Source organism: Streptomyces sp. NPDC090108 (genome assembly GCF_044747185.1).
Classification (GTDB): Bacteria; Actinomycetota; Actinomycetes; order Streptomycetales; family Streptomycetaceae; genus Streptomyces.
On record NZ_JBIVDQ010000009.1, the window covers coordinates 1 to 25,074 of the forward strand.

16 protein-coding genes, 1 tRNA gene, 1 pseudogene and 1 riboswitch are annotated in these 25,074 nt (G+C 74.0%); of the genes and pseudogenes, 10 read left to right on the plus strand and 8 right to left on the minus strand.

The genetic code is table 11. The annotated features are described in order from the left end of the window. Positions 1-385: 385 nt before the first annotated feature. The gene (locus tag ACIPRD_RS28195; RefSeq protein ID WP_401567072.1) at positions 386-934 is read right to left on the minus strand and encodes a MarR family winged helix-turn-helix transcriptional regulator; all 549 of its coding nucleotides are present in this window, start codon (positions 932-934) and stop codon (positions 386-388) included. A 134-nt stretch (positions 935-1,068) separates the two neighbouring features. Here ACIPRD_RS28195 and ACIPRD_RS28200 point away from each other — a divergent pair, with 134 nt between their 5' ends. Next, positions 1,069-2,331, plus strand: a complete 1,263-nt coding sequence (locus ACIPRD_RS28200; RefSeq protein ID WP_356402469.1) for an MFS transporter — start codon at positions 1,069-1,071, stop codon at positions 2,329-2,331. Positions 2,332-2,427: 96 nt separating this feature from the next. Here the strand turns inward: ACIPRD_RS28200 and ACIPRD_RS28205 are convergent, their stop codons facing one another. Together ACIPRD_RS28205 and ACIPRD_RS28210 are read right to left on the minus strand one after the other, a co-directional pair. Beyond that, on the minus strand, positions 2,428-4,074 hold the full coding sequence (locus tag ACIPRD_RS28205; RefSeq protein WP_356402423.1) for a SpoIIE family protein phosphatase: 1,647 nt from the start codon (positions 4,072-4,074) through the stop codon (positions 2,428-2,430). A gap of 130 nt (positions 4,075-4,204) precedes the next feature. After that, entirely contained in the window at positions 4,205-5,581 is a 1,377-nt protein-coding gene (locus tag ACIPRD_RS28210) for an NAD(P)/FAD-dependent oxidoreductase (RefSeq protein ID WP_401567075.1), read from the minus strand. A gap of 389 nt (positions 5,582-5,970) precedes the next feature. Here ACIPRD_RS28210 and ACIPRD_RS28215 point away from each other — a divergent pair, with 389 nt between their 5' ends. Continuing rightward, positions 5,971-6,744 (plus strand): TetR/AcrR family transcriptional regulator, encoded by a 774-nt coding sequence (locus ACIPRD_RS28215; RefSeq protein ID WP_401567078.1) that lies wholly within the window; start codon positions 5,971-5,973, stop codon positions 6,742-6,744. Between the two features lie 381 nt (positions 6,745-7,125). Continuing rightward, positions 7,126-9,108: a sigma-70 family RNA polymerase sigma factor gene (locus ACIPRD_RS28220; protein ID WP_401567081.1), complete on the plus strand. Its 1,983-nt coding sequence runs from the start codon at positions 7,126-7,128 to the stop codon at positions 9,106-9,108. Between the two features lie 372 nt (positions 9,109-9,480). Here the strand turns inward: ACIPRD_RS28220 and ACIPRD_RS28225 are convergent, their stop codons facing one another. After that, positions 9,481-11,574 (minus strand): asparagine synthase-related protein, encoded by a 2,094-nt coding sequence (locus tag ACIPRD_RS28225; RefSeq protein WP_356402415.1) that lies wholly within the window; start codon positions 11,572-11,574, stop codon positions 9,481-9,483. Positions 11,575-12,410: 836 nt separating this feature from the next. Between ACIPRD_RS28225 and ACIPRD_RS28230 the strand changes: the two genes are divergently transcribed. The 4 genes from ACIPRD_RS28230 to ACIPRD_RS28245 all read left to right on the plus strand — a co-directional run bounded on the left by ACIPRD_RS28230 (position 12,411) and on the right by ACIPRD_RS28245 (position 17,980). Further along, positions 12,411-13,832, plus strand: coding sequence for an MFS transporter (locus ACIPRD_RS28230; RefSeq protein ID WP_356402413.1), 1,422 nt, complete (start codon positions 12,411-12,413; stop codon positions 13,830-13,832). Positions 13,833-14,052: 220 nt separating this feature from the next. Beyond that, entirely contained in the window at positions 14,053-15,261 is a 1,209-nt protein-coding gene (lhgO, locus tag ACIPRD_RS28235) for an L-2-hydroxyglutarate oxidase (RefSeq protein ID WP_401567084.1), read from the plus strand. A gap of 236 nt (positions 15,262-15,497) precedes the next feature. Next, complete coding sequence (gene trmB, locus ACIPRD_RS28240; RefSeq protein ID WP_401567087.1) at positions 15,498-16,340, plus strand: tRNA (guanosine(46)-N7)-methyltransferase TrmB; 843 nt, start codon at positions 15,498-15,500, stop codon at positions 16,338-16,340. Between the two features lie 41 nt (positions 16,341-16,381). Next, positions 16,382-17,980 carry a PrsW family intramembrane metalloprotease gene (locus ACIPRD_RS28245; RefSeq protein ID WP_401567090.1) on the plus strand — a complete coding sequence of 533 codons (1,599 nt, stop codon included), beginning with the start codon at positions 16,382-16,384 and terminating at the stop codon, positions 17,978-17,980. A 24-nt stretch (positions 17,981-18,004) separates the two neighbouring features. On the opposite strand, the gene ACIPRD_RS28250 is transcribed toward ACIPRD_RS28245, so the two are convergent. The 4 genes from ACIPRD_RS28250 to ACIPRD_RS28265 all read right to left on the minus strand — a co-directional run bounded on the left by ACIPRD_RS28250 (position 18,005) and on the right by ACIPRD_RS28265 (position 22,041). Beyond that, positions 18,005-18,952 (minus strand): aldo/keto reductase, encoded by a 948-nt coding sequence (locus tag ACIPRD_RS28250; protein ID WP_401567093.1) that lies wholly within the window; start codon positions 18,950-18,952, stop codon positions 18,005-18,007. 205 nt (positions 18,953-19,157) lie between these two features. Then, positions 19,158-20,198 (minus strand): M23 family metallopeptidase, encoded by a 1,041-nt coding sequence (locus tag ACIPRD_RS28255; RefSeq protein WP_401567095.1) that lies wholly within the window; start codon positions 20,196-20,198, stop codon positions 19,158-19,160. Between the two features lie 7 nt (positions 20,199-20,205). Continuing rightward, a riboswitch (cyclic di-AMP (ydaO/yuaA leader) is annotated at positions 20,206-20,376 on the minus strand. 314 nt (positions 20,377-20,690) lie between these two features. Continuing rightward, a tRNA-Met gene (locus ACIPRD_RS28260) sits at positions 20,691-20,764 on the minus strand. 143 nt (positions 20,765-20,907) lie between these two features. Then, positions 20,908-22,041 (minus strand): dihydrofolate reductase family protein, encoded by a 1,134-nt coding sequence (locus ACIPRD_RS28265; protein ID WP_401567097.1) that lies wholly within the window; start codon positions 22,039-22,041, stop codon positions 20,908-20,910. A gap of 69 nt (positions 22,042-22,110) precedes the next feature. On the opposite strand from ACIPRD_RS28265, the pseudogene ACIPRD_RS28270 reads away from it, so the two are divergent. From ACIPRD_RS28270 to ACIPRD_RS28280, 3 genes and pseudogenes are all read left to right on the plus strand, one after another. Continuing rightward, positions 22,111-22,614 (plus strand): annotated as a pseudogene (locus ACIPRD_RS28270) (MarR family winged helix-turn-helix transcriptional regulator); the annotation flags it as partial. A 390-nt stretch (positions 22,615-23,004) separates the two neighbouring features. Then, positions 23,005-23,652: a GTP cyclohydrolase II gene (gene ribA, locus ACIPRD_RS28275; protein ID WP_401567098.1), complete on the plus strand. Its 648-nt coding sequence runs from the start codon at positions 23,005-23,007 to the stop codon at positions 23,650-23,652. A gap of 134 nt (positions 23,653-23,786) precedes the next feature. After that, positions 23,787-25,043: an acyltransferase family protein gene (locus tag ACIPRD_RS28280; RefSeq protein WP_401567101.1), complete on the plus strand. Its 1,257-nt coding sequence runs from the start codon at positions 23,787-23,789 to the stop codon at positions 25,041-25,043. The last annotated feature ends 31 nt before the right edge of the window (positions 25,044-25,074 follow it).

Consider the following 25,074-nt stretch of genomic DNA (forward strand, 5'->3'; position numbering starts at 1 on the left):
GATCGTTTTCCGATCCGATTTCCTCGGTGCTTTCCAGGTCTTCGCTCTCGCGTTTCCCTTTCCGGCGGTTCCGACTCTATCAGATCCTTTCGGCGTCTGATTCCCAGTCAGCGGGTTTGTCTTCCCGGCCCTGCGGCCGTTCCGACATCCCAAACCTTAGCGGATCTTCCCGGCGGTTCCCAATCGGGGCGCCGAATCCCTATTCGAATTGAATTCGGGCAAGCCGAAATCAACCCTGAGGGGCGATCGTGCTGGTGGTTGAGGTGCCGCTCCAGGCGGCGGATGGTGCCGAAGAACCGTTACGGCTCCGTGGCAACTCGGAGAACTCTACGGATCTGCCAGGGGGGTGTCAAGCATCCCTGTCAAGATTTTTTTCGGGACCGGATCAGTCCAGGTCGGAGAGCCGGCCGCCGGCGTCCGGCTGGGCGTGCTCCACCCGGCGCAGCAGCCTGGTGAGCACCTCGCCCAGCACCGCGCGCTCCGCGGGGACGAGGTCCTGGAGCAGGTCCTCCTCGAACACGGTCGCGAGGCGCATCGCCTCCAGCCACTTCTCCCGGCCCTCGGGGGTCAGCTCGACGATGACCCGGACGCGGTTGGACTCGTCGCGTTCGCGGGTGACCAGACCCTCGGCGACCATGCGGTCGATCCGGTGGGTCATGGCGGCCGGCGTGAGGCCGAGCCGCTTGGCCAGGTCGCCGGGTCCCATCCGATAGGGGGCCCCGGAGAGCACCAGCGCCTTGAGGACCTCCCACTCGGCGTTACTGATGCCGAGAGCGGCGGTCTGGCGGCCGTAGGCGACGTTCATACGGCGGTTCAGCCGGGACAGTGCCGACACGATCTTCTCGACCTGGGGGTCGAGGTCTCGGAACTCGCGCTGGTAGGCGGCGATCTGTTCTTCGAGTGTCGGCTCGGTGACGCCGTGGGTGTCGGCCATGGCGGCAGTATCGCACGGCACCCCTTTGCTTTGAAGTCCTTCGCTGTGTAGTCTTTAGGTCTGAATTTTAGCTTCGAAGTCTTCAGACTTAACGAGTGAGAGAGGTGAGCGTGACCAGGGCGAGGGGCGCGGCGATGCGCCGGATCCACGTGGGCAACGCACTCAGCGCGTTCGGGCTCGGCTTCACGGTCCCCTACCTGTACGTCTATGTGGCGCAGGTGCGGGATCTGGGGTCCATGACGGCGGGACTGGTGCTCGCCGTCTTCGCCGCGGCGGCGCTGGTCGCGCTGCCGTTCGCCGGCCGGGCGATCGTGCGGCGCGGCCCGCTTCCCGTCCTGCTCGCCGCCCTGGTCACCGCCGCGCTGGGCGCGCTGAGTCTGGGCCTCGCCGGAAGCGCCGGGACCGTACTGGTGTCGGCGGGGGCGCTCGGGGCCGGGCAGGCCGTGATGCAGCCGGCGCTGGCGACGATGATCGTGGACTGCTCGACGACGGAGACCCGCTCGCGGGCGTTCGCCATGCAGTTCTTCCTGCAGAACCTCGGTCTCGGGGTCGGCGGGCTCATCGGCGGTCATCTGGTCGACACGACCCGCGTCTCCTCCTTCACGCTCCTGTTCATGATCCAGGCGGCGGTGTTCCTGCTGCTGGTCGTGATGATGGCGACGGTGCGGATGCCCGCGTCGCCGCGGATCACGGACACGCCGACCGGTTCCTCGAAGGGCGCCTGGAAGCAGCTGCTGGGCAACCGGGCCATGGTGCAGCTCTGTGTGCTGGGCTTCGTGCTGTTCTTCGCCTGTTACGGCCAGTTCGAGTCGGGCCTGAGCGCGTACGGCATCGAGGCGGCGGGGATCTCCGCCTCCACGCTGGGCACGGCGCTGGCGGCGAACACGTTGATGATCGTCGTCGCGCAGTTCGCCGTGCTGAAGTTCGTGGAGCGGCGCCGGCGGACCCGGGTGATCGCCGCTGTCGGGCTCATCTGGACCGTGGCGTGGCTCGCGGCGGGCTACGCGGGCCTCGGCCACGGCAGCCAGGAGATGGCCACGGCCGCGTTCGTGTCGACGTACGCGCTGTTCGGGCTGGGCGAGGCGATGCTGTCGCCGACGGTCGCGCCGCTGGTGGCGGACCTGGCGCCCGAGGGGATGGCCGGGCAGTACAACTCGGCGTTCGCCCTGGTCAAGCAGTTGGCGCTGGCCCTCGGACCGGCGATCGGCGGTCCGCTCGGCGCCTCGCTGCACGCGCCGTACATCGTGACCTTCCTGGTCTTCTCGCTGGCGATCAGCGTGCTGGCCCTGCGGCTCGGCAGGCGGCTCGCCCCCGCGCACGACCAGCCGTGGGCGGTCTCGCAGAGCCGGGTGGTGGCCCGGGGCGGGGCGGCGGAGCCGGTCGCCGCGGAGGCCTGAGGCCGGCCGGACCGGCCGGGAGTGTGAGGAAGGGGCGCGGGCGCGCGTGAAGCGGCCCGCGCCCCTTCGTCATGTCCTACCGCCCGGCGGGCGGTCTCAGCCCTTCGGCAGGAGGAACTCGCACCACACGGCCTTGCCGCCGCCGGGGGTCCTGCGCGATCCCCAGCCGGAGGCGATGGTCGCCACGATCGCGATGCCCCGGCCCGACTCGTCGCCGGGGTCGGCCCGGCGGCGGCGGGGCAGGTGGTCGTCGCCGTCCGTGACCTCGATGATCAGGCGGCGGTCGGTGCGGCGCAGCCGCAGCCGCATGGGCGGGGTGCCGTGCTGGAGGGAGTTGGCGACCAGTTCGCTGGTGGCGAGGACACCCAGGTCGTGCAGCTCGACGGGGAAGCGCCAGCTGGTCAGGACGCCGGAGGCGAACGCGCGGGCGCGCGGGGCCGCCTCGACACCGCCGAGGAGTTCCAGGGCAGCGTTGCGGAAGAGGTCGGCCTCGGGGCCCGTACGGGCGGGGTGCTGGAGGACGAGGACGGCCACGTCGTCGTAGTGGTCGGCGGTGACGCCGGCCGAGCGGACCAGCCGGTCGCAGACGACCTGGGGCGTGCCGGTGGCTCCGGCGAGGGCCCGCTCCAGGGAGGCGATCCCCTCGTCCAGGTCCTCGTCGCGCCGCTCGACCAGGCCGTCCGTGTAGAGGACGGCCGTGGAGCCGGGGCTCAGCGCGATCGAGCCGGACGTGTGCACCCAGCCGCCGGTGCCGAGGGGCGGCCCCGTGGGTTCGTCGGCGCGGGTCACCGTGCCGTTCTCGTCGCGGACCAGGATCGGCAGATGGCCGGCGGTGGCGTACACCAGGCGGCCCTCGTTGGGGTCGTGCACGGCGTACACGCAGGTGGCGATCTGGTTGGCGTCGATCTCGGTGGCGAGACCGTCGAGGAGCTGGAGGACCTCGTGGGGCGGGAGGTCGAGGCGGGCGTAGGCGCGGACGGCGGTGCGCAGCTGGCCCATGACGGCGGCGGCGCGCACCCCCCGGCCCATGACGTCGCCGATGACGAGGGCGGTGCGGCCGCCGCCGAGGGTGATGACGTCGTACCAGTCGCCGCCGACCGCCGCCTCGGTGCCGCCGGGCTGGTAGGTCGCGGCGATGCGCAGGTCGTCGGGCTGCTCCAGCTCCTGCGGGAGCAGGGAGCGCTGGAGGGTGACGGCGGTCTCGCGCTGGCGGCGCTCGCTGGCGCGCAGGCGCTCGGCGGCCTCGGCGTGGTCGGTGACGTCGGTGGCGAACACCAGCACACCGGCGTCCCGGTCGCCGTCCTCGGCCACCGGGGTGCAGGTGAAGGTGTAGGAGCGGCCGTCGACGGCCTTGCGGGACTTCAGCGTGCGGGGCTTGCCGCTGCGCAGCACCTGGTCGAGAAGGGGGAGCAGGCCGAGCTCGGCGAGTTCGGGCAGCGTCTCGCGGGCGGGTGCGCCCGGGGACCGTGCGCCGAAGGCCGCCGTGTAGGCGTCGTTGACGTAGGCGAGGTGGTGGTCGGGGCCGTGGACGAGCGCGACGAGGGCCGGGACACGGTCGAGGACGTCGCGCGCGGGCAGTTCGTCGACGGCGGGCACGCAGGGGGCCGCGTCGGCCTGCCGTTCGGCGCGGGCCGCGGGCACGGAGCCTTCCCCCCGCCGGTCCGGGGAGGCCGCCTGCTCGGTCCGCGCGGCCGCGCGGCGCTGCGTTCCGGGGAGCCGGGCGCTCCAGCGGGTGAAGTTCACAGTGGGGAAAGCCTCGTGGGTGCTGAGGGCGGGCGGGTGCCCGTCCGAGGACGTGGGGCAGTCTGGCAGGTGGCCGGCCGCGGCGACATCCGTCAGACGCCGGGTCGTGCCGTGGAGTTCCTCGGTCCGGTCAGGACGACCCCTTCGGGTTGTCCGAGGGGCTGTGAGGAGGTTTTCCACCGGCCGCGAGTTCGAACTCCGCTCGCGGGTGTTCGAGCGAGCCGAGCGAGACGATCTCCCGTTTGAAGAGCCCGGCGAGGATCCACTCGGCGAGGACCCGGGCCTTGCGGTTGAAGGTGGGCACCCTGCTGAGGTGGTAGAGGCGGTGCATGAACCAGGCAGGGTAGCCCGTCAGCCTGCGTCCGTAGATCTGGGCCACGCCCTTGTGCAGGCCGAGCGAGGCGACGGAACCGGCGTTCCGGTGGGCGTACGTCTCCAGGGGTTCGCCGCGCAGCGCGTGGACGATGTTGTCGCCGAGGACGCGGGCCTGGCGCACCGCGTGCTGGGCGTTGGGCGCGGTCGTGGTGCCGGGTTCGGCGGCGGTGACGTCGGGGACGGCGGCGGCGTCGCCGGCGCCCCACGCGTGCGCGGTGCCGTCGACGGCCAGCTCGGCGGTGCACTTCAGCCGGCCGCGCCCGGTGAGCGGCAGATCGGTGGCGGCGAGCAGCGGGTGGGGCTGGACGCCGGCGGTCCACACGACCGTGCGGGTGGGGAAGCGCTGGCCGTCGCTGAGGACGGCGACGCGGTCGGCGCAGGAGTCCAGGCGGGTGCCGAGCAAAACCTGGATGTTGCGGCGGCGCAGCTGGGTGACGGTGTAGCGGCCCAGTTCTGCGCCGACCTCCGGGAGGACGCGTCCGGTGGCCTCGACGAGGATCCACTTCATGTCCTCGGGGCGGACGTTGTGGTAGTACCGGGCGGCGTAGCGGGCCATGTCCTCCAGCTCGGCGAGGGCCTCGACCCCGGCGTAGCCGCCGCCGACGAAGACGAAGGTGAGGGCGGCGTCGCGGACGCCGGGGTCGCGGGTGGAGGAGGCGATGTCCATCTGCTCGATGACGTGGTTGCGCAGCCCGATGGCCTCCTCGACGGTCTTGAAGCCGATGCCGTGCTCGGCGAGACCGGGGACGGGGAGCGTGCGGGAGACCGAGCCGGGGGCGAGCACGATCTCGTCGTAGCCGAGGAGCTCGGCCGCGCGTCCGTCCTCGGCGGTGGCGAGCGTGCTGACGACGGCGGTGCGCACCGCGTGGTCCACGGAGGTGACCTCCCCGACGACGACACGGCACCGGTGCAGGACCCGGCGCAGCGGCACGACGACGTGCCGGGGGGAGATCGAGCCGGCGGCCGCCTCGGGCAGGAACGGCTGATACGTCATGTACGGGTCGGGGGTGACGACGGTGATCTCGGCCTCGCCCCTGCTCAGCTCTCCCTTGAGCTTCCGCTGGAGGCGCAGGGCCGTGTACATCCCGACGTAGCCGCCGCCGACAACCAGAATGCGCGCACGTTCCTTCACCGTCCCATGACGCACCCGGCGCTGTCGTTTGTCCACAGGCTCGGCAATTTGTGTGACCGGCGGGCGGATGTGCGTGCCGACGGAGCCGGGGACTCCGGTGGCCCGGAAGGGGGGAATGCGGGCAGGTCAGCGGGGGCGGGCGGGTGCGGGCGAAGGGGTGGGATCCGGACATAAATGGCCCGTACTCCGATCGGGGGGCGCACTGTGCGGAACCTGCCCCTTCTGAATTGAGTCCCTCTCAACTATGTTCGTGTGTCGACGGGGTGTAGGGAATGTGGTCGAACCGGTCCGCGACGGGCGGTAGCGGTCGTCGCCCGGCGGCAGTTCCGCGCACTCCGGACTCAATGGCGGGGAGTCTCCGGGGGGAGACGTCATTTCCGGGGGAACACATGCATGTTCAGGACACTCACTGGTCGTCGGCGGCAGCGGTGGCACACGGCGACGCGGCGATGAGCGCGGCGGTCGGCGGGCGCGTGGACGGGGCGCGGACGACGCCGCTGCGCGTGGACGCACAGCGGAATCTGGAGCACGTGCTGCGCGCGGCGCGTGAGGTGTTCGGCGAGCTGGGGTACGGCGCGCCGATGGAGGACGTGGCCCGGCGTGCGCGCGTCGGGGTCGGCACCGTGTACCGGCGCTTCCCGAGCAAGGACGTGCTGGTGCGGCGGATCGCCGAGGAGGAGACGGCCCGGCTGACCGAGCAGGCGCGGACCGCGCTCGGCCAGGAGGACGAGCCGTGGTCGGCGCTGTCGCGGTTCCTGCGGACGTCCGTGGCGTCGGGCGCGGGCCGGCTGCTGCCGCCCCAGGTGCTGCGGGTGGGTGTCGCGGAGGAGGGCTCGTCCGGCGGCACCGAGGAGGCCCGGGTGCCCCAGCAGCGGTCGCAGACCGGGGTGGGGGCCGGTGAGCTGCGGCTGGTCGCGGAGGAGCGTACGACGGCGCCCGGCGTCGCCGACGACCCCGGGGTGGCCGCGCTGCTCGACGTCGTGGGTCAGCTGGTGGAACGGGCGCGTGCGGCGGGCGAGTTGCGGACCGACGTGTCCGTGGCCGACGTGCTGCTCGTGATCGCCACGGCGGCTCCGTCCCTGCCGGACGCGGCGCATCAGGCCGCGGCGTCCTCGCGGCTGCTGGACATCCTGCTGGAGGGCCTCCGGTCCCGGGGCGCTTAGAGGGTGCCCGCGGGGACCTGGGGGTGTCCGCCTGGACTTGGCGGTGCCCGGCTGGACTTGGCGGTGCCCGCCTGGACTTGGGGGTGTCTTCCCGGTCTTCGTGGATCGGCCCGCGGGGTCCCGCGGGCCCGCTTCACTTCCTCCCAGAGCCGCCCGGCGGATTCCGGTGGGCCCGAAGGTCACTCGTTCGGGGGAGGTTTCGGCGGGGAGACTGGCGTGATCGCGGTCCGAACGTGGCCTGTTCGGGCGGTGTTCGGGGTGAGTCGGTGGCGGTTTGCCCGGATGAGTGACGGGGTGGGAGAGCAGGCCGTCGGCCATGGCCGGTGTGGCACCCTGAGCCGGTGACGGATTGGGCTGGGCCGGTTTCGGGGGCTTTCCGCAATGGGCGTTGAGGGGTGGGACGGGGGGCGCGGCGAGGAGGACCCGGATGCCGGGGGACTGACCTCGCCGCAGGTGCCCAGTCAGGGTGGCCGGGGAACCGGCGGTGCCGGGAGCACCGGCGGCGCCCGGCACACCGGCGGGCACGGGGACCACGGGGAGGCCTCCCTGCCGGCCCAGCGCGAGGGCGGCATCCTGCCCCCGCCCCGGGAGATGCCGCCGGCCGACGGCGAACTGATCGGACTGATGCGGGCCGGCGACGACTCGGCCTACGAGGAGCTGTACCGGCGGCACGCGGACGCGGTGCGCCGGTACGCCCGCACCTGCTGCCGTGACGGGCACACCGCGGACGACCTCACCGCCGAGGTGTTCGCCCGCATGCTCCAGGCGGTGCGGGGCGGTTCGGGACCCGAGTACGCCGTACGCGCCTACCTCCTGACCTCCGTGCGGCGCGTCGCCGCGCACTGGACCCGGTCGGCCCGGCGCGAGCAGCTCGTCGACGACTTCGCCGTGTTCGCGCAGCAGGCCTCCCGCGCCTCCGAAGTGTCCGAGGACACCGCGGCGACGGGGTCCCTGGGGTCCTACGGTGCGGGGCTCGACCTCGGCGCCGACGTGCGTGCCATGCACGACGCCGAGCAGACCATGGCCATGCAGGCCTTCCGCTCGCTGCCCGAACGCTGGCAGGCCGTGCTGTGGCACACCGAGGTGGAGGACGAGTCCCCCAGTGACGTGGCCGTCCTCTTCGGACTCGACGCCAACGGCACCCGGGTACTGGCCAGCCGTGCCCGGGAAGGGCTCAAGCAGGCCTACCTCCAGGCCCACGTCAGCGCGTCCCTCGCCGACGACGAGGTGTGCGCGCGCTACGCCGACCAGCTCGGCGGCTACGCGCGCCGCAAGCTGCGCATCCGCGCCGAACGCGGGCTGCGCAAGCATCTGGAGGAGTGCGCCAAGTGCCGCCTCGCCGCGGCCCAGATCGAAGAGGTCGCGAGCAGCATCCCGGCCGTCGTCCCGGTCGCGGTCATCGGCTGGTTCGGTGCCGCCGGGTACGCCAAGGCGCTCGGGCTGATCGCCGGGGGCGCCGGAGTCGGCGCGGCCGGCGCCGCCGCCGCGGCGACGGGCTCCTCCGGCGGCGCGGGCGGTGGAGCGGCCGCCTCGGAGGGGATCGGGGCCCCGCTGAAGGCCGGTATCGCCGCGGGCGTGGTGGCGGTGGCCGCCGCGGCCGTGGCGCTGGCCCTGGTGAACGACAGCCACCCGGTCAGAGAGGTGGCCGAGCCGTCGCCGCCCGCGCCGGTGGTCCAGCAGCCGCAGAAGCCGCCCCCGCCCCCGCGGAAGAAGCCCGCGCCCGAACCGGTGGTGGCGGCCGCCGCGCCGGCCCCGGAACCCACCCCCACACCGCCGCCCCGGCCCACGCCCGCGCACACCCCCCGGCCGGCCCCCACACCGCCGCCCGCCCCGAAGCCTCGGCCCAGTCCGCCGCCGGAACCCGTTCCGAAACCGACGCCGAAGCCGAAGCCGCCCGCGCCCACCCCGGCCCCGCCGGCCCCGGCGCCCGCCGTGTACGAGGTGAGCGAGCTGAGCTACGACATCGACGGCGACGGCACCCGGCCCGAGATCCGGCTGCGCGGGAGCAGCTGGGTGTGGCAGCGCGGACACAACACCATCGGCGGCACCCGCTACGCGCCCGGCGTCACCGTGCGCGGGCAGTCCTCCGTCACCATCGACCTCAACCGCCGGTGCACCGCCTACGACGCGATGGTCGGCGTGGACGACCTCACCCTCGGCCTCGGCAACGTGTCCTTCTCCGTCTACGCCGACGGGGTGCGCCTGTGGCGGTCCGGTGTCGTCAGGGGCGGTGACGCGGCCGTCCCCGTCCATGTCGACCTCACCGGCCGCAGCACCGTCCAGCTCGTGGTGGAGCCGCACAGCGACCTGATCGACCAGGGCGCGCTGGCCGACTGGGCCGAGTCCCGGTTCACCTGCGGCTGAGGGCCTGCCTTCGGGGTCTTGCCGGGGTCGCGGGGTCCGGCACGCACCTCTGCGGCGTTGTCGTCGGTTGCCGACGCGCCGCGTCGGCGCGTCGGCGCGTCGGCGGGTCGGCGGGTCGGCGGGTCGTCGGCCCAGATGCCGCCGATCAGTGCCTGGGGGCGGCGCTGCGGCCACCCGCACGGGCGCGGCTCCGGGCGGCCGATTTCCCGGCGGCCGGCCCGCCGTGGCATGCGCCGGAGGTCTTCGCCGGACGCATGAGCGGGGCGGGCCCGGGCGGGCGGCGGCACGGAGGGGAACCGGGCCGCCGTCGCATCCGCGACGGCGCCGCGGACGGTGGCGGCAGGGGCGGCCGCGGGCGGTGGTCGCGCTCGGTCACCGCGGGCGGGTGGCGACGCCCGCGCCCAGCGCGCCCCGCTGGGGCGTGATGCCCGCCGGTACGGCCCGCGCGCGTGCGGGGGTTCCCGTCCAGCAGGTGCCCCGGCGGGAGAGGAGGCGGTGGAGCCAGAGTTCGAGGGAGACCAGGTCGGCGAGGCCGTCCAGCGGGAGGGGTTCGCCCGCGGCCGCCGCGCGGACGGCCTTGCGGACCACGCGGGCCTCGACCAGGCCCGCGTCGGCGAGCAGGGGTGAGGCGAAGAGGTCGACGAGAGAGTCGGCGGCGACCCGCAGTCCGGTGCGCGCGGCGGCCGCGGCGGTGGCGTGGGAGGGGACGCCCCAGCCGGACGGCAGATCGGTGACCCCCGCGCCCTCCAGGACCGTGCGCAGGACGGCGGAACGGGCGCCGGGCTGCACGCGCAGGGCCTCGGGCAGGGCGCGGCAGGCACGGACGACCTGGTTGTCGAGGAAGGGCGCGTGCAGGCGCTGGGAGCGGACCTCGGCGGCCTGTTCGAGCACGCGCAGATCGGCGGCGTAGCGGGCGAGGACGGCACGTGCGCGGAACTCGCCGGGGCGCAGGCCGGCGCCCGCGGCGGAACGGTCCGCGTCCGACTGGAGCAGAACCGATACTTCAGCCAGTGCCTCTCCGGTCAGCCAGCGGGCGGCCGGCCCGGGTCTGGCCCAGGTGAGCGCCGCGAGCGACGCCCCGACCGCGCCCCCCGGCTCCTCGAAGCGGCGCCGCTTCAGCCGGTCGGCCAGCTCCTCCAGGCCCGCCCGGTAGGAGGTGCGGGACAGCCGGCGGGCGGCGCCGTACACGCGCGCGGGGACCATCACCGAGCCGTCGGCCCGGGTGAGCGCGGCGACCGGCCGGACCAGATGGCGCCGCTGCCGGTCCATCAGCAGGTCGGCGAGCCGGGCGGGGTGGGCGTCCAGGACCTGGCGGGCCCCGTGTCCGGTGAAGTGGTCGGCGCTGCCCGCGGAGAGCCGGGCGCGGTGGCGGGCGGCGGTGACCAGGGAGGGCCCCGGTTCGTCGGTGAGCGGGCCGTCGAGGTCGGCGTAGGGCAGCGTCTCCTCGCCGCCGGCGACCACGACATGGTGCAGCCGCGGGTTGGCCGCGAGGGCCCCGGCGCGCTCCAGCTCGGCCTCGCGGCCGCCGACGGCCAGGTCGTTGAAGGTGACGGCGAGCAGCCGTTCGCCCGCGCCCGTGCCGTGGCCGAGCAGGGTGCCCGGCCGCCCGGGCAGTCCGGCGGCCAGCAGCGCCAGCGTGCCGGAGGCCGGGCCGCCGGACAGGTCGGCGCCGATGCCGGGGACGGGCATCCCGCGCGCGGCCCGCCGTTCGGCCGGTCCCATGCCGGGCACCGGGCCGGGATCGAGGTCGGGCACGTGCCGGGGTGCCGACAGCCGTGCGCGCACGGCGTCCACCAGGGCGTCCCGTACGCCGTCCACGGCGCGGTCGGGGTCGGCGGGGGGCGCGGCCACCGCGAGGGAGGCGACCGGCTCGTACCCGGCGACCTCGCGCGCCCCGGCACGCAGGATCAGCGCGTGCCCCGGGGGAATGCGCCGGACGCCTTCGTACGGGGTGGTGTCGCGCAGCGCGGCCGGCGTCTCGGGGGCGGCGAGCAGGGCGGCGAGGTGGCCGAAGTCGAGGTTGGCCTCGATGAGATCCGCCAGTGGCAGGGCGGCCGTGGCGTAGGCCGTACCGCCGGCCCAGGGTGTGTGGAACACCGGGCGGGCACCGGCGAGATCACCGCAGACGGTGATGCGGCGGCCCACCTGGACGACGGCCGTGTAGCTGCCGGTCCAGGTCGTCAGATGCCGCAGCGCGCCCCCGCGCGCGGTGAACAGTCCGCGGCGCAGCTCGTCGTCGGAGGCGCCGCAGGTGCCGAGGACGGCGATCCGGTTCTGCGCGTCGGCCGCGATCACGCGCACCTCGTCCGGCCGCCAGTCGCCGACCGCCCACAGCGGGTCCGGGTCTCCCCACAGGAGCTGGGAACCGACCGGGTGCAGCGTCTCGCCGTCGTGCCCGGTGGCCCCCGCGGAACCGATCCGGGCGGCGCCCGCGGCGGTGCTGCTCCACCCCACCAACCACCGCATCCGACGCCTCCACAGACTGTGGACAACCAGTGCACCGTACGAACCGGCCCCCATGCTGCCATGAAGAACGCGCCGGGGAGGGGCGGCGGCACCGCCTTCGATCGAGGAATAACGCGGGAGAAACACGGGACGGGCGGCCGAAGAACGCCGGACGGCCCGTGATGCGGGAGGGGCGTGAGCCGACGGCCGGCCGGGGAAGCCCGAGGCGGGGGCGCCCGGCGGGAGCGTCGCCCAACGTCCCGGCGGGGCACGGCGGATGGGGAACGGCGGGCCTCGCGGGCCGGAGTGGCACAGCAGGGGAAGGCGATGCGAATGCGCCCCCGAACGCTCCCCCGGAACGCCCTTCACGCCCTCAAGTCCCATGGTCGGAGCGGTAATCACCGCTCGCGGAAGAGAGCTGTTTTCGGCCAAATCGCCGAAGGGGAAGGAGGTTTGAGTACGCTCCGTACAGGCCTGCGGAGCGCCTGCCGATGCGAGGGCGCGCACAGTCCGGGAGGCGGGCATCGCCTCCCGGACCGGTCCGCCACCCGCGGGGATGTAGGTGGCGGTGTCCCCCAGCCCACTGGATCCAGTACAGCGGGCCGACCCACGCACACCCATGGAACCGCTCCCCCGGTGGCCGGAGGAGAGCGCACGAACGGGCGCACGGCCACACGCGTGGGGGCACGGCGGGGCCGGCCGTGCACGGTGCGTACAGGGCCGTACTCCCGTACGGACCACAATCCCGCCATCCGGAACAATGCCTCTTAACGCTTGGGATCCGGCGAACTACGCTGTGTTTACGAATGCCGCGTGGTTATGCCAGCGCGGCGGCCGTCTGTGTCGAGGGGTGGCGCATGTCCAGGGAGCAACGCGGGCCGAACGAGAAACTCGGCGCCGTTCTCGCCCTCGCGGGAATCAGCAACGCGGGACTCGCGCGTCGCGTCAACGACCTTGGCGCGCAACGCGGGTTGACGCTTCGGTACGACAAGACGTCGGTGGCGCGCTGGGTGTCGAAGGGCATGGTGCCGCAGGGAGCGGCGCCGCACCTCATCGCCGCCGCCATCGGGCAGAAGCTGGGCCGGCCGGTGCCGCTCCACGAGATCGGCCTGGCGGACGCGGACCCGGCGCCCGAGGTCGGCCTCGCCTTCCCCCGGGACGTGGCGCAGGCGGTGCGGTCGGCGACCGAGCTGTACCGGCTCGACCTCGCCGGGCGCCGCGCCGGCTCGGGCGGCATCTGGCAGTCCCTGGCCGGGTCGTTCGCGGTGAGCGCGTACGCGACTCCGGCCTCGCGATGGCTGATAACCCCCGCCGACAGTTCGGTCGCGCGGGAGGCGTACTCCGCCGAGGGCTCCGGCGCACCGGTCAAAGTCGGCCACAGCGATGTCCAGAAGCTGCGGGAGGCCGCCGAGGACGCCAGGCGCTGGGACTCCAAGTACGGGGGCGGCGACTGGCGTTCGTCCATGGTGCCGGAGTGTCTGCGGGTGGAGGCGGCGCCGCTGCTGCTCGGCGCCTACTCGGACGAGGTGGGCCGCGCCCTGTTCGGGGCCAGCTCCGAACTCACCCGGCTCGCGGGCTGGATGGCCTTCGACACCGGCCAGCAGGAGGCGGCGCAGCGGTACTACATCCAGGCGCTGCGGCTCGCCCGCGCGGCGGCCGACGTCCCGCTGGGCGGCTATGTGCTGGCCTCCATGTCGCTCCAGGCGACGTACCGCGGGTTCGGCGACGAGGGCGTGGATCTCGCGCAGGCCGCCCTGGAGCGCAACCGGGGGCTGGCGACCGCGCGCACGATGAGCTTCTTCCGGCTGGTCGAGGCACGGGCCCACGCGCGCGCCGGGGACGCGCAGGCGGCGGGCGCGGCGCTGAAGGCGGCGGAGAGCTGGCTGGAGCGGTCCCGGGAGGGCGACAACGACCCCTCGTGGCTCGGCTTCTACGGGTACGACCGCTTCGCCGCCGACGCGGCGGAGTGCTACCGCGACCTGAAGGCGCCCCGGCAGGTCCGCCGGTTCACCGAGCAGGCCCTGTCGAAGCCGACGGAGGAGTTCGTGCGCTCGCACGGGCTGCGGCTGGTGGTGTCCGCCGTGGCCGAACTGGAGTCGGGAAACCTGGACGCCGCCTGCGAGCAGGGCGTGCGGGCCGTGGAGGTGGCGGGGCGGATCTCGTCGGCCAGGACCACCGAGTACGTCAAGGACCTCCTGCACCGGCTGGAGCCGTACGGCGACGAGCCGCGCGTGGTGGAGCTGCGGGAGCGGGCACGGCCCCTCCTGGCCCCGGCGTAGGCGGGACGGCCATCCCGCGGGGGCGACCTCCTCACCCGCGGGGCCGGCCTCCGCACAGGGCCGGCCTCCTCGCGGGGACGGCCTCCCCGGAGGGGTGGCGCGGAGACCGGGCGTGAGCCGCCCGGCACGGGGTAACCCTCCTCCGGGGTACTGCGTCCGGCCCGGTCCGGCCGCGTTGTCAGTGGCGCGGGGCACTATCGGGAGTGGGAGGTGGTGCACGGTGCGAGGCGGTGCGTACGACTGCGATGTGCTGGTGATCGGCGGCGGGATCGTCGGCCTGTCGACGGCGTACGCGATCACGCGCGCCGCGCCGGGCACCCGGGTCACCGTGCTGGAGAAGGAGCCGGGTCCCGCCCGGCACCAGACGGGGCGCAACAGCGGGGTCGTCCACAGCGGGATCTACTACCGGCCCGGCTCGCGCAAGGCGCGGTACGCGGTGCGCGGCGCCGCGGAGATGACCAAGTTCTGCGCCGAGTACGGCATCGCGCACGCCGTCACCGGCAAGCTGATCGTCGCCACCGGGCGGGCGGAGCTGCCCCGGCTGCACGCGCTCGTGCAGCGCGGCCGGGAGAACGGCATTCCCGTGCGGGAGCTGGGCGCCGGGCAGATCGCCGAGTACGAGCCGGAGGTGCGCGGACTGGCCGCGATACACGTCGGCACGACCGGCGTGTGCGACTTCACCGGCGTCGCCCGGCAGCTGGCCCGGGCCTCCGGGGCGGAGATCCGGTACGGGGCGCGCGTCGTCCGCGTGGACCGGCGGGCCGGGCGGGGTGTGGCCGTGCTGACCGCGGGCGGGGACGTCGTCCGCGGGCGCGTGCTGGTGAACTGCGCGGGGCTGCACTGCGACGAGGTGGCCCGGCTGACCGGGGACGAGCCCGGGGTGCGGATCGTGCCGTTCCGCGGGGAGTACTACGAGCTGGCACGGCCCGAGCTGGTGCGGGGACTGGTGTATCCGGTGCCGGATCCGGCGTTCCCCTTCCTCGGGGTGCATCTGACCCGCGGGATCGACGGAAGCGTCCACGTCGGGCCGAACGCGGTGCCCGCGCTGGCCCGGGAGGGGTACGGCTGGGGCGTCGTACGGCCCCGTGAGCTGGCCGGGACGCTGGCGTGGCCGGGGTCGTGGCAGATCGCCCGGCGCCACTGGCGCTACGGGGCGGGGGAGCTGCGGCGCTCGGTGTCCAAGGCGGCCTTCACGGAGGCGGTGCGCCGGCTGCTGCCCGGGGTGCGGGAGGACGACCTGGTGCGGGCCCCGGCCGGGGTGCGGGCGCAGGCGGTGCTGCGGGACGGCACGCTGGTCGACGACTTCCTGATCCGGGAGGGTGAGCATGCCGTGCACGTCCTCAACGCGCCCTCCCCCGCGGCCACCGCGTCCCTGCCGATCGGCAGGGAGGTCGGACGCAGGGCACTGGACATGCTGGCGACGGCGTAGGAGCGGTGAGCGGGGACGCGGGCGGGCGCCCGGGCCCCCGGGAACGCCGCCCGAAGCCGCGGCCGGGGCTGTGCCCGGGGCGGCGGCCGTAGCGGCGGCCAGGGCGGCGGTCGTAGCGGCGGCCAGGGTGGCGGCCGGAGAATGGCCAGGGCGGCGGCCGGCTGCGCGGGGGTGCCCGGGGTCACCTCGGCGGTCCGTCCGGGAGGCGGGGACGGCCCCGTAAAATCGGGTGCACTGTGTCTGAGTCGCTGAACGCCCCCGAAGCTTCCCGGCCCGCCTCCGAGGAGGCGGCGCTCCCGCATGTTCCCGGTGTGTCCGCGCGGAACAGCCGGCCGAAGGGGGAGCCGCGCTTCCCCGAAGGCCCCCAGGCCGATCCGGCCGGCTCGCACTTCGAGCGGCGGATCCGCAGTTTCCAGCCGCGGCGGAGCCGGGTGACCACCGGGCAGGCCGAGGCGCTCCAGCGGCTGTGGCCCCAGTGGGGTCTGGACATCGACGGTCAGCGGCGGATCGATCTCGCCGAGCTGTTCGGGAACACCCACCCCGTCGTGCTGGAGATCGGCTTCGGCATGGGCGAGGCCACCGCGCAGATGGCGGCCGCCGACCAGGACACCAACATCCTCGCCGTCGACGTGCACACCCCGGGACAGGGCAATCTGCTCAACCTCGCGGACCGCAACAGCCTCTCCAACATCCGGGTGGCCAACGGCGACGCGATCATCCTGCTGCGGGAGATGCTCACGCCCGACGCGCTCGACGGGCTGCGCGTCTACTTCCCCGACCCCTGGCCCAAGAAGCGCCACCACAAGCGCCGGCTGATCCAGCCCGAGTTCCTGACGCTGGCCGCTGCCCGGATGAGGCCCGGGGCGATCGTGCACTGCGCGACCGACTGGGAGCCGTACGCCGAGCAGATGCTCGAAGTGCTCACCGCGCATCCGGACTTCGGGAACACCCGGAGCGACGGCGGTTTCGCACCCCGTCCCGGCTTCCGGCCGCTGACCCGTTTCGAGGGCCAGGGACTGGACAAGGGCCACAAGGTGAACGATCTGCTCTTCCGTCGCCTTCCCCACCAGGACGGATAACCCGGGGAAGCGGATGTCCCCGCACCGTTAGGGTCGGTGCCGTGGCCATCAGTCCCCCGCATCCGACCTACTCCCCGCGCCCCGGAAACGGGGCGCATCCGCACTGGTGGCAGCGCCGGTGGGTGCGCTACGGGGCACTGATCACGCTGCTCGCGCTGTCCGGGCTCGTCATCCTCGCGCTGGTGCGCCGGCAGACCGGCACCGAGGGCTTCGTCGTCGGACTCGCACTCGCCGTGCTGCCCGTGCCCTGGCTCATAGCCGCCTTCCGCTGGCTGGACCGGGTCGAGCCCGGCCCCTGGCGGAACCTGGTCTTCGCCTTCTCGTGGGGCGCCTGCGCGGCGGCGCTGATCGCCATCGTCGCCAACAGCTTCGCGACGGAGTGGATCGCCACGGCCACGGCCGACCCGACCGGCGCCCACACCCTGGGCGCCACCGTCGTGGCGCCGATCGTGGAGGAGTCCGCCAAGGCGACGGCCGTCCTGCTGGTCTTCCTCTTCCGCAGACGCGACTTCACCGGGATCGTCGACGGTGTCGTGATCGCGGGCGTCACCGCCACCGGGTTCGCGTTCACCGAGAACATCCTCTACCTGGGCACGGCCTTCGGGGCCGACCAGGTCTCCGACGACCGGGGCATACCGGCCGTCACCGCCGCCACCTTCTTCGTGCGCGTGGTGATGTCCCCGTTCGCGCACCCCCTGTTCACCGTGCTGTCCGGCATAGGCTTCGGCCTCGCCGCCGCCCTCCCGGCGGACCGGCGGCGCGTCCGGCGCGCCCTGCTCCCGGTGGGCGGCCTGCTGCTCGCGATGAGCATGCACGCCCTGTGGAACGGTTCCTCGGTGTTCGGCGAGTTCGGCTTCTTCGCCGTGTACGCCGCCTTCATGGTGCCCGCCTTCGGACTGCTGACCTGGCTGGCGGTCTGGACCCGGCAGCGCGAGCTGCGGACCGTGCGGGAGGAGCTGCCCGCGTATGTGTACGCGGGCTGGCTGGGGCCGGCCGAACCGTTCGCCCTGGGGTCGATGCGGGCCCGGCGGACGGCCCGCGACCACGCCCGCCGGCACTTCGGCGGAAAGCCCGCGGGTCGGGCGGTGGCGCAGTACGAGGCGTACGCGACCTCTCTCGCGTTCCTGCGGCACCGGGCACGGCGGGGGCGCGGGGGCGCGGACTTCCTGGTGCGCGAACGGGCGCTGCTGGAGGCGCTGTGGGAGCGGCGCGAGGTGGCCCGGCCCGCGCTGGAGCACGCGGCGCTGGTGGTGGCACCGCGCCGCCCCGCGACCCCCTGGCCGGCGTACGGGGCCCCGGCGCCCTACGGGTACGGCCAGGGTCACGGATACGGGTCGGGGTACGGCCAGGGGCCGGGGTACGGATCCGGGCCCGGTCCGGCCTGGGGGTCCGGGCCCGGGTACGCGGGACACGGGCCGGGACCGATGCCCGCGCAGGGACCGTTCCCGGGGCCCGCACAGGGACCGTTCCCGGGGCCCGCACAGGGACCGTTCCCGGGGCCCGTGCCGGGACCGGGACTCGTACCGCCGCAGGGCCCGATGCCGGGACAGGGTCCGATGCCGGCGCAGGGGTACGGCTACCCGGCGGGGTACGGCTACCCGGCCGCGCCCGATCCCGCGTTCAACCCGTACCGGTCGTAGCCGCGCGGGGCTCCCGGATCCGGGTCAGGCCGACGCGTCGGTCAGCCGGGCCAGTTCCGCGTCGGTGAGGCGCAGCCCGGCCATGCCGAGCAGGGCCGGGAGCTGGTCGGCCGTACGGGCCGAGGCGATGGGCGCGGTGACCGTCGGCTGGGCGGCGAGCCAGGCCAGGGCGACCGTGGCGGCCGGGACCTGGCGGTCGGCGGCGATCTCGTCCAGGGCGGTGAGGACCTGCCGGCCGCGCGCGGACTCCAGGTGCTTGGCGGCCGAGCCGGCGCGGGCGCTGTCGACCGTCGTACCGGGGCGGTACTTGCCGGTGAGGAACCCGGAGGCCAGGGAGAAGTAGGGGACGGCGGACAGCCCCTCGCGCAGGGCGAGGTCCTGCAGCGGGCCCTCGTAGGTGTCGCGGGAGACCAGGTTGTAGTGGGGCTGGAGGGCGACGTAGCGGGCGAGGCCCTCGCGGTCGGAGAAGTCCAGCGATTCCTGGAGACGCTCGGGGCCGATGTTGGAGGCGGCGATGTGCCGGACCTTGCCCGCCTTCACCAGTTCGTCGAGAGCGCTGATGATCTCCTCGACCGGAATCTCGGGCTGGTCGAAGTGGGTGTAGTAGAGATCGATGTGGTCGGTGCCCAGACGGCGCAGGGACGCGTCGGCGGCGGCCTTGATGTTGGCCGCGGACAGACCCTTGTACTCGGGGTGCTGGCTGACCTTGGTGGCGACGACGATCCGGTCGCGGTTGCCGCGGGAGGCCAGCCACCTGCCGAGGATCGTCTCCGACTCGCCGCCGGTGTTGCCCTCGGCCCACGCCGAGTAGCTGTCGGCGGTGTCGACGAAGTTGCCGCCCGCAGCGGCGTAGGCGTCGAGGACGGCGAAGGAGGTCGCCTCGTCGGCGGTCCAGCCGAAGACGTTGCCGCCGAGGGCCAGGGGGAAGACCTCGAGGTCGGAGGAGCCGAGCTTGCGCAGAGAAGCAGTCATGTTCCTTCTCAACGGTCCCTCCGGCACCACCCATTCCTGGTTCCCGGGAAGAAGGTGTGAAGCCAGGGGCCCGTGGGACGGTGGTGACGGGTGGGGTCCGTGCGGATCCCTCGGTGTCACGCGGGTCGCGGTGCGCGCGGAAAAGGCCCGGCCCCGTCCTGTCGGGTGACGGACGGGGCCGGGCCGGGTGCCGGTGCGGCGCGGGTCAGGGGTTCAGCCCGTTGCCCCGCAGCCACGCCATCGGGTCGATGCCGGTCGCCTGGCCCCCGGGGTGGACCTCCAGGTGCAGGTGCGGGCCGGTGACGTTGCCGGTGGCGCCGACGCGGCCGATGACCTCGCCGGTGCTGACCTTCTGGCCGACGGAGACGTTCAGCGAGGACTGGTGGCAGAACCACAGCTCGGTGCCGTCGTCGAGGGTCAGGACGGTGCGGTAGCCATAGGCGCCCGCCCAGCCGGCCTGCGTGACGGTGCCGCTTTGGATGGCCTTGACCAGGGTGCCGGTGGGCGCGGCGAAGTCGAGGCCCGTGTGGTAGCCGGAGGACCACATCGAACCGGCCTCGCCGAAGGTCGAGGTGATCGTGTACGACGGGACCGGCAGGGCGAACTGCTTGGCCAGCTTCGCCAGGCGCTCCGCCTCGGCCTGCTTCTTCGCGTCGGCCTCGGCGTCCGCCTTGGCGGTGACCGCCTTGGCCGCGGCCTCCTTCTCCGCCTTGGCCGCCGCGTCGGCGCTCTGCTTCTCGGCGGCGGCGACGGCGGCCGCGGTGGCCCGGATGTCGGCCTTGCTCTGCTGCTTCTCGGCCTGGGCCATGATCCGGCTGCGCAGGGCCTCGCCCGCGTCGCCGTCCTGGCCGCTGCTGTCCGAGGAGGCGCCGACCTGGCTCAGCGAGGCGGTCTCGGCCTGGTGGGTGTCGGAGGAGCCGCCGTCGAAGAGGGATCCGACGGACGACACGGACAGGTCCGGCACGGAGAGGGAGACCGGCGGCTTGCCGGTGTTGGCGCTGGCCATGCCGCCCGCGCCGACGGCGGCGATGACACCGACACCGAGGACGGTGGAGCTGCGGGCGAGTCCGCCCCCGCGCTGCTTGGCGACGCGGTGCCGGCCGCGCACCGGGGAGACGGACTCCTCGGTGGGGTTCCACTCCTCCCAGGGGCCCTCGTCGACGCGCGGACCGCCGTAGCCGAAGGTCTCGGGGTCACGCTGGGCCGGTATGAACGGGGCTTCCGGGGCAGGGGGGTTGGACGCCACGCGGGCGCGCTCCTTTCCTTCCTCCGCCTACCGGGTTAGCTGACGGGTTCGGAGCAGGAAGGTCTCCTACGCGCGTATACCTATGCGTGGAACTGATGCGGTTCACGTAGGTATTCGCGTGATTCACCCCAGGGTGGTGGTTCCCCGGTTCCCTCACGGGATTCGGCACATGCGCACGGCGCCGCCTCGGTTGACGGCTGGGACGACCGCGCTGCGTTATCGAACGTTAATAGACCCGCGTACCGGATTCCAAGCCGTTCCACTTGATCGTTAAGGCCATACGCAGTGGACGTAAGCCCCCAGGAGCGCCGAAAAAGGGGCGAGTTGACCGGCCATCAGGAGTCACACGGGTTTTGATGGTGACTCAGGGGGAACGCGGATGGCTTTCGCGCGCTCACCGAGGGTGATACGGGAAATGCGGCGGAACCGCACGGGGAACGGAAAAGACTCAGGGCCGGAATCCGTTTCCGGATTCCGGCCCTGAGTCTTCAGTAGCGGGGACAGGATTTGAACCTGCGACCTCTGGGTTATGAGCCCAGCGAGCTACCGAGCTGCTCCACCCCGCGTCGTTGTGTCTCAAGCATACGTCATGTTCGGGGTGCGATGCACATCCGTTCCGGGTGACGTGGGTCGCTCCGCTCCGGAGGCCTTCCCGGCGGCCGGAGCGGAGGGTGTGCGGGCGGGCCCCGGCGCGCGGGGCCCGGGCCCCTCAGCCCGCCAGGTGCGCGTTCGGCGCCTTCGCCAGAGCCTCGTACTCCGGCAGCAGGACGACGTCCGCGCCCGCGTCCGCCAGGACGCCGGCGCCGTCGGCCGACGCAACGAAGGTGTCCGGCTCGCGCCAGGCCGTGACCACCCGGCGCACGCCGGACCGCAGGATCAGCTCCGCGCACGGGGCGGGCCGGGAGGCGCGGCGGGAGCAGGGCTCCAGGCTGCTGTAGACGGTGGCACCGGCCAGCCGCGGATCGGCGGGGCCGACCTTGGCGAGAGCCGCCTCCTCGGCGTGGGCGACGGGGTCGCCGCCCTCGCGCGAGTGGCCGCGCGCCAGCTCGGTCCCGTCGGCGGCGACCACCACCGCGCCGACGCTGAAGGCCGTGTCCGACGGGGGGCACAGGGCGGCCAGCTCGCAGGCGGTGCGCAGCCAGTGCCGGTCGGCGGCGGCGGGCAGCGGGCCGGTGCCGGGCGCGGTGGGCTCGTACCGCATGAGGACGACGTCCTCGATCCGGCGGCTGTCGGTCAGCCTCAGCCGTCCGGCCTGGTAGGCCCCCGGCCCGAACAGACGCGGGGCCTGCTCATCGCCGACGAACAGCGGGGCGACCACCAGCTGGAGCTCGTCGGCGAGGCCCTGCTGGAGGAGCTGGGTGTGCACGGTGCCGCCGCCCTCCACCATGAGGCGCCGTACGCCCCGGACGTCGTGCAGGTGCTCCAGCAGGGCGCGCCAGTCGAGGGCGGCGCCGAGGGAGACGACGTCGGCGGTCGCGCCGAGGAGTCCGGCGGCCCGCCCGGCGCCCCGGTCGGTGGTGCAGACGAGCTTCTCGCCGCCGGTGTGCCAGAAGTGGGCGGCGGGGTCGAGGTCGCCGGTGGCGGTGACCGTGACCTTCAGCGGGTACTCCGGCCCGCCCCCGGCGACCCGGGCCGCGCGGCGCGCCGGGTCGTTGACGAGGAGCCTGGGGTTGTCGGCGCGGATGGTCCCGGCGCCGATCAGGATGGCGTCGACCGAGGCCCGCACCTCGTCCACCCGGTCGAAGTCGGCGGGGCTGGACAGCAGGAGCCGTTCGGGGCCGGTGTCGTCCAGATAGCCGTCGAGGGAGACGGCGGCGGACAGCAGGACGTACGGGTACGGCATCGGCGCGCTCCCTCGGGGAGACCCACACGGAGTCTTGGTTCAAGTTTGAAACAAACCTACACTGGCGGCATGACGACCCGCTGGCTCAGCCCCGAGGAGCAGCGCGCCTGGCGCGCCTACATCGCCGCCTCCCAGCTCCTGGAGGACGCGATCGACCGCCAGCTCCAGCAGGACGCCGGCATGCCGCACCTCTTCTACTCCGTGCTGGCCAACCTCTCCGAGACGCCCGGGCGGAGGCTGCGCATGACCGACCTCGCCGAGAAGCTGAAGATCACGCGCAGCAGGCTGACGTACGCGGTGACCCGGCTGGAGCGGGACGGGCTGGTACGGCGGGAGGACTGCCCCCAGGACCGGCGCAGCAGCCTCGCGGTGCTGACGGACCAGGGGATGGCCGTTCTGGAGCGTACGGCACCCGGGCACGTGGAGACCGTGCGCGAGACCCTCTTCGCCCGGATCACGCCGGAGCAGGTGCGGCAGCTGGAGGAGATCTGCGGCGAGGTCGCACGCGGGCTCCAGGGCGAGGACACGGGGGCCGTGGCGGAAGGAGTGCCGTGGCGGCGGCGGTCGGCCGCGTGCGCGGGGGCCGCCGAGGGGGCGGCCGCAGCGGAGACACCGGACGCGCGGACGACGCCCGGGGTGCCGGGGGCGTCCGGGACGCCCGGGACCACCGGGACGCCCGGGACGCCCGGGACGCCCGGGACGCCTGAGGCGTAGAACCGGCGGGCCCGGGGACGCCGCACGGGCCCGACGGACGCGCGGCTCGCCAGGCGGCGCGACGCCCCCGCACCCCTGCACCCCCGCACCCCCGCACCCCGACAGCCCGGCACCCCCGCGAGGACCCGCACCCGGCGGAGATCCACCCGCACCCATTGATTCAACTTTTAAGCATGGGATAGGGTCCCGGATCAAGCATCTGCTTCAAATCTGAAGCAGATGACGCCGCACGGACACCCGGAGACCCGCATGCCCGACACTCCCGCCGCCGCCACGCCGCGCGCCCGCGTCCGGGTACCGCTGCACTTCCCGGACGGCTACGTCGTCGACGCCGAACTCGTCACCTTCCACGGACTCGCCGACGGCCAGGAACACCTCGCCGTCGTGCTCGGCGACCCTGGTCCCGTCCCGCTGGTGCGCCTGCACTCCGAATGCCTGACCGGTGACGTGTTCGGCTCGGCCCGCTGCGACTGCGGACCGCAGTTGCGCGAGGCGGTGGAACGGATCGCGGAACGCGGGGGCGTGCTGCTCTACCTCCGCCAGGAGGGCCGCGGCATCGGCCTGTACAACAAGCTCGACGCCTACGCGCTCCAGGACCAGGGCCTGGACACCTACGAGGCGAACGCCGCCCTCGGCCTCCCGGAGGACGCCCGCGACTACACGGCCGCCGCGCAGATGCTGGCCGCCCTCGGCGTCACCGAGCTCGACCTGCTGTCCAACAACCCTGACAAGGCTGGCCAGTTGCGCGCCCTCGGCACGACCGTGCGCGACCGCGTGCCGACCGGCGTCTTCACCACGGCCCACAACGTGCGCTACCTGCGCGCGAAGGTCCTCCAGACCCAGCACACCCTGCCGCTGGGCGAGTTGGGCGGTCTGACGGGGCTCAACGCCGGGTGACCCGGCCGGGCGCGGCACCCCCGGCACCCCCCGGACACATGCAAGGCGCAGGAAACGCCGTACTGTTGAACCTCATGGCTCCGAGCGACGTATCAGTCACCATGGGTGGTTCTCCGACGTCACGGGCCGCGGTCGTGAGCACCCGGCCGGAATCCTCGCATCCGGGTCCGTACGCGGGCGACGGCCCGGACCCGCACGCCGCGGTGCCCCGGCCGGACGGGGCGGCCGGGGTGCCCGCCCGCGGGCAGCTCCTGGGCCTGGACGGACTGCGCGGACTGGCCGCCCTGTACGTGGTCCTCTTCCACTGCCGGCTGCTCGCCCTGCCGGGATTCCCCCACGACTCGGGCCCGCGCTGGCTGAGCTGGCTGATGTACGGACGGCTGGCGGTCGTCTTCTTCCTGGTGCTCTCCGGGTTCTCCCTGGCGGTCTCGCCGGCCCGCGCCGGCTGGCGCACCGCGGGCACGGGCCGCTTCCTGCGCCGGCGCGCCTGGCGGATCCTGCCTCCGTACTGGGCGGCCCTCGCGCTGAGCCTCGCCGTCGGCCGGTTCGTGGTGGCCGCCTCGCACCACGGGCCGCCGGACGGCAGGTCGGTCCTGGTGTACGGCCTGGTGCTCCAGGACATGTTCACGGCGCCGACGCCGAACGGGGCCTTCTGGTCCATCGGGGTGGAGGCGGAGCTCTATCTCGCCTTCCCGCTCCTGCTGCTGGTCCGGCGCCGGCTGGGGGCGGTCGCCATGGTCACCGGTGTGACACTCCTGGTGGCCGTCCGGGGTCTGTCCGCCGGGGCCGCCGGACCGGCCGAGGGTATGAACTGGCTGACCCCGGACCTCGCTCCGGTGTTCGCCGCGGGGATGGCCGGAGCGGGGATCGTCGTCGCGCCGGACAGGATCCGGCGGCTGCCGTGGCACTGGTTCGCGGCACTCGCCGCCGCACCCGTCGTCCTCCTCGTCGCCGTCGAGGGGCCGGTGTGGACGGTGGGCCACTTCTACTGGATCGACCTGGCCGTCGCGCCCGCCATGACGATGATCATCGCCGCGGTCGCCACCGGCAGGCCCGCGCCGCTGGTACGGCTCCTGACCACGCGTCCCGCGCGCGGCCTGGGCGACATCTCGTACAGCCTGTATCTCATCCATCTGCCGGTGGTCATGACCGTGGTGAGGCGGGTGGCCCCGCGCTTCGTGGCACCCGGCATGCCCGCGTTCTGGTTCACCGTGCTGCTCGCGCTCCCCGTCTCGGTCCTGAGCGCGTGGCTGTTCGCCCGGATCTTCGAGCTGCCCTTCAAACGCAACCGCTCCTGGAGCTCGATGCGCGCGGCCGCCCGTGCGCGCCGGACAGGCCCCGCACCGGAGAGGCCCCGCGTCGGACCCGGGCCCGGCGCGGACGCCGCGTAGCCGGCCGGGGAGGCGGCGTGGTGACGGGCGG

What these genes read in the sequence shown, in the direction of transcription:
- ACIPRD_RS28265 (WP_401567097.1), bottom strand. Translation starts at nt 22,041, where the DNA reads ATGCCGTACCCGTACGTCCTGCTGTCCGCCGCCGTCTCCCTCGACGGC.
- ACIPRD_RS28200 (WP_356402469.1), top strand. Translation starts at nt 1,069, where the DNA reads ATGCGCCGGATCCACGTGGGCAACGCACTCAGCGCGTTCGGGCTCGGC.
- ACIPRD_RS28220 (WP_401567081.1), top strand. Translation starts at nt 7,126, where the DNA reads ATGGGCGTTGAGGGGTGGGACGGGGGGCGCGGCGAGGAGGACCCGGAT.
- ACIPRD_RS28225 (WP_356402415.1), bottom strand. Translation starts at nt 11,574, where the DNA reads ATGCGGTGGTTGGTGGGGTGGAGCAGCACCGCCGCGGGCGCCGCCCGG.
- ACIPRD_RS28230 (WP_356402413.1), top strand. Translation starts at nt 12,411, where the DNA reads ATGTCCAGGGAGCAACGCGGGCCGAACGAGAAACTCGGCGCCGTTCTC.
- ribA (WP_401567098.1), top strand. Translation starts at nt 23,005, where the DNA reads ATGCCCGACACTCCCGCCGCCGCCACGCCGCGCGCCCGCGTCCGGGTA.
- ACIPRD_RS28195 (WP_401567072.1), bottom strand. Translation starts at nt 934, where the DNA reads ATGGCCGACACCCACGGCGTCACCGAGCCGACACTCGAAGAACAGATC.
- ACIPRD_RS28215 (WP_401567078.1), top strand. Translation starts at nt 5,971, where the DNA reads ATGCATGTTCAGGACACTCACTGGTCGTCGGCGGCAGCGGTGGCACAC.
- ACIPRD_RS28250 (WP_401567093.1), bottom strand. Translation starts at nt 18,952, where the DNA reads ATGACTGCTTCTCTGCGCAAGCTCGGCTCCTCCGACCTCGAGGTCTTC.